Below are 13146 nucleotides of genomic sequence, written 5' to 3'. Positions count from 1 at the left end.
TTTATATCGAACTCAGGTTACTTAAATAAATCCGTTTCAAACCACAAATTTTCATTTACCAGACTTCAACAGCACATGATTTATAGTGTTTTAAAATAAAATCAACTGTTTGATGATATGTTGAAATGAATGAGAGTAAATACCAAGAAATTAACCGCTAAATTGCTCACGGCACATTGGACGCGTGAGCAGGACATTATTCTAATCGAAAATAATCACTTGCCGATTGAACAGCTCAGTGAAATGCTGAAATGCAGCCAAGAAGATATTATGGCGCGCCGAAAAGTCTTGGGATTGGTGACACGCAACAAGCAGTTAAGACGACTTTTATAATGATTAAATTATTTCTGTATGATGCCACTGACACCTGTCACAATCATATCAATGGCGATGGTTCCGATTAATAGTGCTGCGACACGACCAACGATATCGACATAAAGGTCAATATAATTAGAATATTTGTGCTGCATATGATCATGCAGATACTTCATCAGGATCAGTAAGCTACAGGTTAAAAATAAAGTGAAAAAGATCACCAGAATGGTTTGCATTAAACTGAGCTGAATCCCGGTAATCACGGAAGCCGAAATGGTGCCGGGACCGATCATAAACGGCATGGCAATCGTACCCGCCAGATGACTGGGCGCTCCACGCATCACACCAATCGTATCAGCACCTTCAAAGACATAACGATAGCCAATCACCAGAAAAATAATACCGCCAAAAATCTGGAAGGACTCAAACCGTACATGCAAGACTTCATTAAAGAAGGCTTCACCGGTTTTTGCAAAAATGATGAACACAATAAAGCTGATCAGACTGCCCTGAATCAATGCCATGTTGAATACTTTTGCGTCGGAATTACGGATAATTCCGAGCATATAGATACTCATCAGAAAAGGGTTGAGCAGGGAGAAAAACAGGGCAAATGCATTCAAACTTTCTGACATCATTCAGTCCTTCCGTAGTTGAGATATCCTAGATTTCACGGTCCGGGAACAGCGGACGTTTACCTGGGCTGATCCGGTTAATATGCAGATACATCATATGGCGTTCATATTTATCCAGGATGTCATTGATCACCTGTTCCTTACTATAACCGACCAGATCGTTGCCCTGAGAGCCTTCAAACAGATAACTTTCCAGACGATAGTAATAACGTTTGGTTCGTTTACCCCGTGAACTGAAATTTGGCGTGTCATAGCGTACCGGCCATATTTCATAGACAAAGTTTTCTTCTTCATCCAGCTGAATGGTGAGATCCAGATGATACAGTTCAGGTTCTTCCTCAAGCGGTTTTTCCTGAATATTTACTTGAATGCCTTTGTCAATTAACTCGGTTGCAACGGCCTCAATGGCTGGTTTGCAAACATTATCCAGCATGGTTCGGGTCTGGGATAGGCTTGGATGCAGCATGACCCGGCTCAGACGCTTCTTCCAGTTCAGGATATCCACATTACCGACCACAGGCGCAGCATTCAGACTGGTACTGGCCTGCCGAAAATCCTCCAGACGCAAGGACTTATACAGTCCGGCCATCACAAAGAAAATCACGAAACTAAAAGGCAGACCCATAATAATCGTGGTGTTCTGTAATGCTGTCACGCCATTCGCCATGAGCATTGCCAAAGTTAGCAAACCGATAGCAATGGCCCAGAACACACTGAGCCAGCGCGGTGAATCATGCTCAATATTAGTGAATTTAGTGGTGAAGTTCCCCAATACCAATGCCCCTGAATCCGCTGAAGTCACATAGAACAGCAAACCTGTAATGGTGGCGACACCTGCGAGAAATGTGAAACCTGGATACTGTGCTAGCAGGTCATAAAAACCATGCGCTGGATTTTCTAAAACAGTTGTCGCAAGCTGAGTATTACCATCAAAAATCACGCTGTATAAAGCACTGTTACCGAAAATAGACAACCAGGTCAGGGTAAATAACAGAGGAATAACTAAAGTCCCGGTGACAAATTCACGAATAGTACGACCACGGGAAATACGTGCCAGGAACAGACCGACAAAAGGCGACCAGGCAATCCACCATGCCCAGAAGAACAGCGTCCAGCTATTCATCCATTCTTTAGGCTGCTCAAAAGGAAAACTGCTTAAAGAGAGTTTCGGGAACTGGCTGAGATAATCACCAAAATTCTGAATTAGAGCCGCTAATAAAAACTCTGTATTTCCCATAAAGAGAATAAAGAGCAGCAACCCGATTGATACATAGATATTAATTTCAGACAGAACCCGAATACCTTTATTGACACCCGCAGTCACGGAAATAATAGTAATAATGACTGCAACACCAATTAATGCAGTTTGAATCCAGATATTTTCCGGCAAGCCGAACAGGACATGCAGACCGTAGTTCAGCTGAACCACACCAATACCGCAGGTTGTGGCAATACCAAAAATCGTACCGAGTACTGCAGCGGTATCTACTGTATGGCCAATTGGGCCATTAATTCTTTTTCCAAAAATAGGATAAAGCGCAGAGCGAATTGTCAGTGGTAAATTATAGCGATAACTGAAATATCCCAACGCAACCCCAATCAGCGCGTACATGCTCCAGCCGGTCAGACCATAGTGAAACAGGGTCCAGACCATAGACTGACGCGCGGCTTCAAAGGTTTCAGCTTCACCGACTGGAGGACTCATATAGTGCGACAGGGGTTCAGCGACCGAGAAGAACATCAAGTCAATCCCGATCCCGGCTGAGAACAACATGGCCGACCAGCTCAGCAGGCTGAATTCGGGTTTAGAATGTTTGGGACCAAGCTTGATTTCGCCATAACGTGAGCAGGCGATAAAGACAATAAAAACCAGATACAGCGTTGCCGCCAGCAGGTAATACCAGCTAAAGGTACTACTGACCCAGTTTAAAATATTAATAATGATTAGATTGGCTTGTTCATTAAATAAAATCGTGATGATAGAAAATAGCAGAATAAGCGTCGCCGAACAATAAAAGACTACCTTATTCAGACTATCTTGCACCTCTTCGTTTTTCTTTTGCATAAATCTCTGACCATCGTTTTTGTTGCCGGATGATCTACAGTGCAGTGTGATTTAAAAGCAAAAGCTGGCCCTAAAGCTTCCTTGTTTTCGTGAATTACAAACTTTTGCAAATCCAAAACAAACTGCGCTGTACATCAAGGGTGAGCTGGCACTATAATTTTTATTAATTGAACGTTCAATTAAAAAAGCGTTTATGAATTGTTACATCATTCAGCTATTTGCTTTAGCAGAGTGATTTTTTATTGCTACATCCGTTATTCAGGTTAGTCCTATGCCAAAAGTTGGTATGCAACCGATCCGTCGTCAGCAACTGATCGATGCCACCTTAGCTGCAGTCAATGAGCTAGGTTTTGCAGAAGCTTCAATTAGTCAGATTGCTCAGAGGGCAGGTGTCTCAACCGGCATCATAAGTCATTATTTTCAAGGTAAAAATGGGTTAATTGAAGCCACAATGCGTTACTTATTGCAGCAATTAGGTAAGTCTGTTGCTGAAATCAAGTCACAGGTGAATGACGCCCCTGAACAACGCTTACTGGCGATTGTGCGTGGCAATTTTACTGCTCCACAAACAGATAAAGCGGCCATGAAGGTGTGGTTGGCTTTTTGGGCCAGCAGTCTGCACCAGCCTGATTTACATCGTTTACAGCAAATAAACCATTACCGCTTACATTCCAATCTTAAATATGAATTCATGAAAAAGCTGAGTAAGGATCAAGCTGAGAAGGCAGCACAAGGTCTGGCTGCACTCATTGATGGATTCTGGCTAAGAGGTGCTTTAGTAAGTGGCGAAATTGATCCAGAACTGCCGATTGAACTGTGTAGTGAATATATCCGGCAACAACTCAAATAAACAATCTGCGAGGGAATTCCATTGACAACATTCAAACTGCAACGTCCTTATATCCATGGACAATATGTCGATGCAACGTCCAATAGCACGTTTCAAACGATTAATCCTGCAACAGGCGAAGTCCTGGCTGAAGTGCAGGTCTGTTCAAAAAATGATATCGATCGTGCGGTTGAATCTGCACAACAAGGGCAAAAAGTCTGGGCAGAAATGACCGCGATTCAACGCTCGCGCATCTTGAACAAGGCAGTCGCCATTTTACGCGAGCGCAACGATGAGCTGGCAAAATTAGAAAGTCTGGACAGCGGTAAAGCCTTTAGTGAAACATCGACTGTTGATATTACGACAGGTGCAGATGTACTCGAATATTATGCGGGGATTCTACCGGTTCTTGAAGGCCAGCAAATCCCGCTGAGAAGCAGTTCCTTTGTCTATACTCGCCGTGAACCTTTGGGTGTTGTCGCTGGAATTGGCGCATGGAATTATCCGATTCAGATCGCATTGTGGAAATCTGCACCGGCACTCGCTGCAGGCAATGCCATGATTTTCAAAGCCAGTGAAGTTACGCCTTTAACTGCACTGAAACTGGCAGAAATTTATACTGAAGCTGGTGTACCGCATGGTGTCTTTAATGTGGTTACCGGCAGTGGTGAAATTGGTGGTTATCTGACTTCGCATCCTGATATTGCCAAAGTATCGTTCACTGGTGGCGTTTCAACCGGCAAAAAAGTTATGGCACAAGCTGCAAATTCTAGCCTGAAAGAAGTCACTATGGAGCTGGGCGGAAAATCTCCACTCATTATCTGTGAAGATGCCGATCTGGATCTGGCGGCTGATATTGCCATGATGGCCAACTTCTATAGTTCCGGTCAGGTGTGTACTAACGGTACTCGCGTTTTTGTACCTTTGGCATTGAAAGCAAAATTTGAAGAAAAGATTTTGCAGCGTGTTGAACATATCCGTATGGGTGATCCTCTCGATCCTGAAACCAATTTCGGTCCGGTGTCCAGCTTTGAGCATATGGAAAAAGTGCTGGGCTATATCGAAAAAGGCAAGATAGAAGGGGCGCGCTTATTGTATGGCGGCGGCCGTGCTGAGGATGAACAGTTTGCCCAAGGGGCGTATGTCCTGCCAACCGTGTTTACCGACTGCCGCGATGACATGACCATTGTACGTGAAGAAATCTTCGGTCCAGTCATGAGCATCTTGAGTTATGACACCGAGCAAGAAGCGATTCGCCGTGCCAATGATACCGATTATGGTCTGGCCGCAGGTGTCGTCACACCAGACTTAGTCCGTGCACACCGAATTATTCATCAGGTCGAAGCCGGTATCTGCTGGATTAATACCTGGGGTGAATCACCTGCGGAAATGCCGGTCGGTGGTTATAAGCACTCCGGTGTTGGACGTGAAAATGGGCTTGTAACCTTGCAGCATTACACCCAGACCAAATCGATTCAGGTCGAACTCAGTCCTTTCCAGTCTGTATTTAGCGCATAAGGGGGATTTGATGAATTACGACTATATTATTATCGGTGCGGGCTCTGCGGGTAATGTTCTGGCAGCGCGTTTAACTGAAGATCCAGATACTAAAGTGCTATTACTTGAGGCAGGTGGTCCGGACTATCGTCTGGATTTTAGAACCCAGATGCCGGCTGCTTTAGCTTATCCTTTACAAGGACGCCGTTATAACTGGGCCTACCTGACTGATCCAGAACCCCACATGAACAATCGCCGTATGGAATGTGGTCGTGGTAAAGGTCTGGGCGGATCTTCACTGATTAATGGCATGTGCTATATCCGTGGTAATGCTATGGATCTGGAACAGTGGGCCAGCCTTAAAGGTCTGGAACACTGGAACTATGCGCAGTGTCTACCCTATTACAAAAAAGCTGAAACCCGCGATATTGGCGGCAATGACTATCATGGCGATTCAGGCCCGGTTTCAGTCGCAACGCCTAAGAATGGTAATAATGAGCTGTTTCATGCCATGGTGGAAGCTGGGGTTCAAGCCGGTTATCCACGTACCGATGACTTGAATGGCTACCAACAGGAAGGCTTCGGGCCAATGGATCGTACTGTGACACCACAAGGTCGTCGCTCCAGTACGGCACGTGGTTATCTGGATATGGCCAAAGGCCGGGATAATCTCACCATTATTACCCATGCCATGACCAACCGAATTCTGTTTAATCGCAATCAGGCGATTGGCGTAGAATATTTTGAAGGTCAAAATACCTTACAGCCGATTCAGGTCTTTGCGGATCGTGAAGTTCTACTATGTGCAGGTGCAATTGCATCTCCACAAATCTTGCAACGCTCTGGTGTAGGTCCGGCTGAGTTATTAAAAAGTCTGGATATTCCCGTGGTTCAGGATCTGCCGGGTGTGGGTGAAAACCTGCAAGACCATCTGGAAATGTACTTACAATATAAGTGCAAAAAACCGGTCAGTTTATATCCGGCATTGAAATGGTATAACCAGCCCATGATTGGCGCAGAATGGCTATTCCTGGGCAAAGGCATTGGCGCCAGCAACCAGTTTGAAGCCGGAGGCTTTATCCGTTCTTCGGATGAGTTTGAATGGCCAAACATCCAATACCACTTCCTGCCAGTGGCGATTAACTATAATGGGACCAATGCTATTCATGAGCACGGTTTCCAGGCCCATGTCGGTTCTATGCGTTCACCATCTCGTGGTCGGGTTCGCCTGAAATCCAAAGATCCATTTGAACATCCAAGCATTCTGTTCAACTATATGAGCACTGAACAGGACTGGCGCGAATTCCGGGATGCTATCCGTATTACCCGTGAAATTATGCATCAGCCCGCCCTGGATCCCTATCGTGGTGAGGAAATCAGTCCGGGCAAAAATCTGCAAACTGATGCAGAAATTGATGAATTTGTTCGTAATCATGCAGAAACAGCGTATCATCCGTCCTGTAGCTGTAAAATGGGTGAGGATGATATGGCAGTTGTCGATGGTTATGGGCGTGTGCATGAGATGCAAGGCCTACGTGTCATCGATGCTTCAATTATGCCGCTTATTATTACAGGCAACCTCAATGCAACCACGATCATGATGGCTGAAAAGCTTGCAGATCATATCCGTGGCAAGCAGGCATTACCTGCTTCTACAGCGCCTTTCTACCGGGCCCCACGCGCTTAAGTCATGGCTATATTCCTGTTGCTTATTGCATCAAGGAATATAGCGAAATTTATTTTTACCCAAAGCTGGATAGGGCTGTCATCGGTTTCAGTGTTATCCATTCTTTGCTTAATATAATTTATATTTTATGAGAATTTTCAAACAAACAGTCCTTTTCGGCTGTGCTGCTGTTTCTAGTGTTTATTGTTTTGCAGATGATGCAGAAGCAAAAAAAATTGAAACCAGTGGAAACATCAGTGTAGTTTCTAAATACATCTCCCGTGGTCTGACCAATGCGCCAGAAAATGATGACGTTGCCTTACAGGCAGCGCTGAATCTGGCTTATGGTAATTTTTATGTCGGTTACTGGGGCTCAACCTTAGGTTATTCCTATCCGGAACTGGAAGGCAAGAAGTCACATCGTCGCGATAAAGTCGAACATGATTTTATCGTGGGCTATACCTATAGCAGTGAAAACTACGACTGGAATTTTTGGGATGCGACCTACTATTATCCGGGTGGCAGCCATACCACTTCAAATGAATTAGGTTTGAATGTAAGTCGTGCACTGAATGACAAGACCAGTGTTACAGCAGGTGTATCGACCTATTTATATGATGTCGCCTATGCCAATCAAGGTGATACTTTTTATACCCTGGATCTAACCCATCAGATTAATAACAAGCTTGGTGCGCATGTCGGTGCAGCAGGTGGTTACTTTAATGATGAAGGCAAATATGAAGGTAATGAGCTGGGTAATACCACAAAACAGCATGCTTTCCGTTATGCAACTGCCGGATTGAGTTATGAAGTTGCGCCGAAATTGACCTTGTCTGGTGATTATATCTTCGGTGGTTATGACCGTTTTGGTGATAAACAGCGCGATCTCGCTGTGTTTGGTATTGGCTATGACTTTTAATTTGGATCTTTATCTGATTTAAACGACATATCTCACAGCCCATAAAATCCAGTCGGGAACAGCAAGTATCAATAAAAACAGCCTGTTCCCGGCTTAAAGCCAGATTTCCTGAATATTTAATTAACAGATATTTTGATAAATCTGCAGGAAATTCGAGCAAACATTATCAATTTCATAAAATGATTCTATAATAGCGCCCATTCTTACTCGAGCTTATCCTCAAGCTAACTGGTTGAAGGTTTAACCCGGGTTATTTTTATTTTTGAGTCAAATTCTCCTCCGTGATTCGGCTTGTATATTCAGATTTAGCATCTTATCTGTCCGTGGCGGCACATAAGAATATTTAGGTATCCACATGGAAATTAAGGTCAATTATCTCGATAATCTTCGTCAGGAAGCCAAGTTCGATGACTTCACGGTAATCGCCGATCAGCCGATCCGCTATAAAGGTGATGGTTCTGCGCCAGGCCCATTTGATTATTTTCTGGCATCTTCAGCTTTATGTGCAGCGTATTTCGTAAAAGTTTACTGTCTGGCACGTAATATCCCAACCGATAATATTCGTCTGTCGCAAAACAATATTGTTGATCCGGAAAACCGTTACAAACAGATATTCAAAATTCAGGTTGAACTGCCAGCTGATATTTCTGAAAAAGACCGCCAAGGCATTTTGCGTTCAATCGACCGTTGTACTGTGAAAAAGGTAATCCAGACCGGTCCTGAATTTGTCATTGAAGAAGTTGAAAGCATTGATGCTGATGCACAGGCCTTGCTAATGCCAAACTTGGCTTCTGGTCAGAGCACCATGATTCCGGGTAAGGACCTGCCGCTGGAAGAAACGATTGCCAATATGTCTGGCATTCTGGCTGGTCTGGGCATGAAGATCGAGATTGCTTCGTGGCGTAATATCGTGCCGAATGTCTGGTCGCTGCATATCCGTGATGCACAGTCACCAATGTGCTTTACCAATGGTAAAGGCTCGACCAAAGAGAGTGCACTGGCATCGGCGCTGGGTGAATTTATTGAACGTCTGAACTGTAACTTCTTCTATAACGACCAGTTCTGGGGTGAAGACCTGGCCAATGCCGAGTTTGTTCATTATCCAGATGAAAAATGGTTCCAGCCAGGTCCAAATGGCGAATTGCCAGCTGAAGTTTTAGATGACTACACCCGTGAAATTTACGATCCGGAAGGTGAGTTACTGGGTACACATTTATATGACACTAACTCAGGTAATAAAGCACGCGGCATCTGTTCACTGCCATTTGTGCGTCAGTCTGACAGCGAAACCGTATATTTCCCATCGAACCTGATTGAAAACTTATACCTGAGTAATGGTATGAGTGCCGGTAATACATTGGCAGAAGCTCAAGTACAATGTCTGTCTGAAATCTTTGAACGTGCGGTGAAACGTGAAATTTTGGAAGGTGAATTGACCCTGCCAGATGTACCAGAACATGTACTAGCCAAATATCCAAAGATTGTTGAAGGGATTAAAGGTCTGGAAGAACAGGGCTTCCCGGTACTGGTCAAAGATGCCTCATTAGGCGGTCAATTCCCAGTCATGTGTGTCACCCTGATGAACCCACGTACTGGTGGGGTATTCGCTTCATTTGGCGCACATCCAAACTTTGAAGTAGCACTAGAACGCAGTCTGACTGAACTGCTACAAGGCCGTAGTTTTGAAGGCCTAAATGACCTGCCACGTCCGACATTCAGCTCAAATGCTGTGACCGAGCCAAATAACTTTGTAGAACACTTTATTGATTCCAGCGGTGTAGTGTCTTGGCGTTTCTTTAGCAGCAAAGCGGATTATGAATTCGTGGAGTGGGACTTTACCAATAACGGTCAAAACAGCAATGCCGAAGAAGCTGAAGCCATGCTGAACATCCTGCAAGATATGGATAAAGAAGTATATATGGCGGTTTATACGCATCTGGGAGCAACAGCCTGCCGTATTCTGGTACCGGGTTATTCAGAAATCTATCTGGTGGAAGATCTGGTTTGGGACAATACTAACAAGGCGCTGTTATATCGTGAAGATATTCTGAACCTGCATCGTCTGGATGATGAACAGCTGGAAGCACTGGTTGAACGCCTGGAAGAAGCAGATGAAGATGATTACACCGAGATTCGTACCCTGATCGGGATTGAATTTGACGAAAATACCGAATGGGGTCAGCTGACCATTCTGGAACTAAAACTGCTGATCTATCTGGCTCTACAGCAATTTGAAGAAGCCAAAGATCTGGTAGAACAGTTCCTGCAATACAATACCAATACGGTAGAACGTGGCCTGTTCTATCAGTGCATGGATGTAGTACTTGAAGTACTGCTCGATGATGAGCTGGAACTGGAAGATTTTGAACCGAACTTCCGCCGAATGTTTGGTGACGAACGTATGAATGCCGTCATTGGTTCGGTTGAAGGCACTGTCCGTTTCTATGGCCTGACTGAAACCAGCATGAAACTGGAAGGTCTGGACCGTCATTTACGTCTGATCGACAGCTACAAGAAACTGCACGCAGCCCGTGCCAAGTTTGTTGCACAGCAATAATACTGTCTAACCTTAACCAAAAGACCGTCTCTCTGGAGGCGGTTTTTTTATGGGTGAAAAATCCCTTTATTTACAAATCCGACAAATTTCTGACAGAAACACTACAGCGTTTAGTCCTGAGTATAGGCATAAAATAATTCATAAAACAGTCATTTAAACCCTAGATTTAATGCGATGTCAGGGTAATAAAAGCGTGATAAAAATATTGAATGAGGAAAATTCATGTACCTCAAACAGCTGATCGACCAATTAAAAGCGGACTTTGATCCTACTGCAAACGAGCTTGAGCAGCAGATTGATCATGCCTTGTATCAGCTGATTCAGCATAGTGCTGAAGTGCCATATCCGGGTGAAGGACAGACCTTAAAACGCTGGAAAATCCTGAGTCAGGTGGCAGCAATTGATCTAAGCCTGGCTAAAATTTTTGAATCAAATCTGGATGTATTGGCAATTCTGCATGAACTGCATGCAGACCCTGAGCAGATAGTTGGACTCGCGGCCATCTGGGCAGCAGAGGGTGGTCCTGAACCATTAGAGCTGGAACATGGGCTCCTTTCTGGGATTAAACCGTGGTGTTCGGCAGCTGAACAGGTACAACAGGCATTAGTAACTTATCGGGATGAAGAAGAACGTTCTCAGCTGTTGCTCGTCGATATGACTCAGGACGGTATTGAGATTGATACCAGTGCCTGGCACGCCGTCGGGATGCAATATACCCAAACTGCTGCAGTGACCTCCATAAAGTTCAAGCCAAACCGATTAGCAAACCCAATTACTACTTAGATCGTGCCGGATTCTGGCATGGCGCAGCGGGTGTGGCTGCCTGCTGGTATGGGGCAACGGCGAAACTGGCAGGTTTTCTTAAACAGGCGATGCAGCATCAATCCAATGCGTTCAGGGAAATGTATCTGGGTGAGGTGAGTAGCAAGCTATATGCCTCACAAGCCTTATTTTATGAAGCTGCAAAACAGATTGATGCTGACCCCAAACATAGCCATGAACTGATGGTTCGATCTTTACGTGCTCAGGTCGAAGACACCGCTCTGTCTGTACTGGAACTTACTGGAAAAGCCTTGGGTGCAGCACCGTATTGTCAGCAGGCAGATTTTGCCCGTTGTGCAGCCGATCTGCCAGTGTTTATCCGGCAAAGCCATGCTGCTTTTGACCTGCAAAGGATCGGACAACTTTCCATGGGGGATGCGCCGTCATGGGCACTTTAAAACATCCAATCGTTGAGGACCGCATCATTCAGGGCGAAGGCACGGCGTTAGAAGAATGGCAGCAAAGCCAGCAACTCGCTAACTTAAAGCTATTTGACTTCACTTCTATATTTCCAGTGAATCACCGAATCTGTATTATCGCGCTACATCCGGATGATGAAATTTTGGGGTGTGCTGGCCTGATTCAGCAGCTGGATGCTGCGGGTTATGAAATTTTCCTGTTTGCTGTGACTAATGGTACAGCCAGCCATCCAAATTCCAGCCTGTATACACCTGGACAACTGGATTTGATTCGCCCACGAGAAAGCCTGAATGCCTTGCAAACACTGAATCTTTCTCAACCTGTTCAACGGATTGCTTTAAATATTCAAGATGGAGAAGTCGCCCAGCAGCGTGATCAGCTGGCAGCTGCCTTAAAACAATATTTGAAGTCTAATGATATTTTAGTCACGACCTTTGAACATGATGGTCATCCGGATCATGAAATTACTGGGCAGGTGTGTAAACAAGTGGCAATCGAGATGTCTTTAAAATGCCTGCAAGTATTAATCTGGGCATGGCATTGGGCCAGGCCTGGAGATATACGTATTCCATGGCATAAAGCCTTAAAACTAGAACTTAGTTCACGTCAATTAAAGCTCAAATCAAAAGCAATGCAGTGCTTTAAAAGCCAGTTAGAGCCAGACTTGAGCATAGGCAATGATCCGATCGTGTCAGCCAGTGCATTGGAACGCTTATTACAGCCTTGGGAGGTTTATATTCATGACCAAGGCTGAAGCATATCAGCATGAGTATTTTGCTGAACTATACCGTGAAAATAATGGTGATCCGTGGCGTTACGAACAACGCTGGTATGAACAGCGTAAACGTGACATCACATTGGCAGTATTACCATAACCTTCATTCTCAACAGGAATTGAAATAGGTTGTAGTAACGGTGTGCTGAGTTCCGAACTTGCGAAACGCTGTGAACATTTAATATGTATGGATGCTAATCCAACGGCGATCCAGTTGGCCAATCAACGACTCACACATGATCATGTAACAGTGGTGCAGGGGATATTATCAGGATCGGATGGGCCACCGACATATTCATGGTGCCAATTTATGTTTTCGGGCATCCAGCTATCTGGCCTTAGGCGGCTTTAAAGCGATGCCATGTCATGAAGATGTTGATCTAGTCAAAAGAGCTGAAAAAATCGGACTACATATTAGCTGGTCAAATCAGCTGCGCGTCATCACCAGCAGCCGTTTGAGCTCACGTGTAGGCGAAGGGTTTTCCCGGTTCCTGTGGGTGATTGAACAGGAAAATCTGCATGAATATTCATCTGAATCTGCACTCAGAAAAATTGTCTGAAATTTTTTGAAACTTTATTTTTTCATGAATCATAGGCTTAACAATTTAGCCTAATTTTGCTGATTAAAAACTATTCCATTTTGCAT

The 13146-nt window shown here is 44.6% G+C and carries 12 protein-coding genes and 1 pseudogene; 11 read left to right on the top strand and 2 right to left on the bottom strand.

What is annotated here, in order from left to right; genetic code table 11:
- The first annotated feature begins 129 nt into the window (after positions 1-129).
- Complete coding sequence (locus tag GW12_RS06630; protein WP_034585199.1) at positions 130-333, top strand: hypothetical protein; 204 nt, start codon at positions 130-132, stop codon at positions 331-333.
- Between the two features lie 8 nt (positions 334-341).
- Here the strand turns inward: GW12_RS06630 and GW12_RS06625 are convergent, their stop codons facing one another.
- Positions 342-950 carry a MarC family protein gene (locus tag GW12_RS06625; protein ID WP_034585197.1) on the bottom strand — a complete coding sequence of 203 codons (609 nt, stop codon included), beginning with the start codon at positions 948-950 and terminating at the stop codon, positions 342-344.
- Between the two features lie 28 nt (positions 951-978).
- Entirely contained in the window at positions 979-3015 is a 2037-nt protein-coding gene (locus tag GW12_RS06620; RefSeq protein ID WP_034585196.1) for a choline transporter, read from the bottom strand.
- A 271-nt stretch (positions 3016-3286) separates the two neighbouring features.
- On the opposite strand from GW12_RS06620, the gene betI reads away from it, so the two are divergent.
- The 10 genes and pseudogenes from betI (at position 3287) to GW12_RS06575 (ending at position 13060) form a co-directional block, all read left to right on the top strand.
- Complete coding sequence (gene betI, locus GW12_RS06615) at positions 3287-3865, top strand: transcriptional regulator BetI (RefSeq protein WP_005235723.1); 579 nt, start codon at positions 3287-3289, stop codon at positions 3863-3865.
- Positions 3866-3886: 21 nt separating this feature from the next.
- Positions 3887-5362: a betaine-aldehyde dehydrogenase gene (betB, locus tag GW12_RS06610; protein ID WP_034585194.1), complete on the top strand. Its 1476-nt coding sequence runs from the start codon at positions 3887-3889 to the stop codon at positions 5360-5362.
- A gap of 10 nt (positions 5363-5372) precedes the next feature.
- The gene (betA, locus tag GW12_RS06605) at positions 5373-7028 is read left to right on the top strand and encodes a choline dehydrogenase (protein WP_034585192.1); all 1656 of its coding nucleotides are present in this window, start codon (positions 5373-5375) and stop codon (positions 7026-7028) included.
- A gap of 127 nt (positions 7029-7155) precedes the next feature.
- Entirely contained in the window at positions 7156-7926 is a 771-nt protein-coding gene (locus GW12_RS06600; protein ID WP_034585190.1) for a hypothetical protein, read from the top strand.
- A gap of 355 nt (positions 7927-8281) precedes the next feature.
- Positions 8282-10483 (top strand): OsmC domain/YcaO domain-containing protein, encoded by a 2202-nt coding sequence (locus GW12_RS06595; RefSeq protein WP_034585187.1) that lies wholly within the window; start codon positions 8282-8284, stop codon positions 10481-10483.
- A 222-nt stretch (positions 10484-10705) separates the two neighbouring features.
- Positions 10706-11703: pseudogene (locus tag GW12_RS06590) on the top strand (acyl-CoA dehydrogenase).
- Complete coding sequence (locus GW12_RS06585; protein WP_034585185.1) at positions 11691-12479, top strand: PIG-L deacetylase family protein; 789 nt, start codon at positions 11691-11693, stop codon at positions 12477-12479. The pseudogene GW12_RS06590 and the gene GW12_RS06585 overlap by 13 nt, the downstream one beginning before the upstream one ends.
- Positions 12466-12600, top strand: a complete 135-nt coding sequence (locus GW12_RS16100; protein ID WP_264673522.1) for a hypothetical protein — start codon at positions 12466-12468, stop codon at positions 12598-12600. The genes GW12_RS06585 and GW12_RS16100 overlap by 14 nt, the downstream gene beginning before the upstream one ends.
- 18 nt (positions 12601-12618) lie before the next feature.
- Complete coding sequence (locus GW12_RS15995; RefSeq protein WP_227504143.1) at positions 12619-12852, top strand: methyltransferase domain-containing protein; 234 nt, start codon at positions 12619-12621, stop codon at positions 12850-12852.
- The gene (locus GW12_RS06575) at positions 12779-13060 is read left to right on the top strand and encodes a hypothetical protein (protein ID WP_227504141.1); all 282 of its coding nucleotides are present in this window, start codon (positions 12779-12781) and stop codon (positions 13058-13060) included. The genes GW12_RS15995 and GW12_RS06575 overlap by 74 nt, the downstream gene beginning before the upstream one ends.
- The last annotated feature ends 86 nt before the right edge of the window (positions 13061-13146 follow it).

Source organism: Acinetobacter sp. HR7, from assembly GCF_000773685.1.
Taxonomy (GTDB): Bacteria; Pseudomonadota; Gammaproteobacteria; order Pseudomonadales; family Moraxellaceae; genus Acinetobacter; species Acinetobacter thermotolerans.
This window is presented reverse-complemented; position numbering and strand designations above follow the sequence as displayed.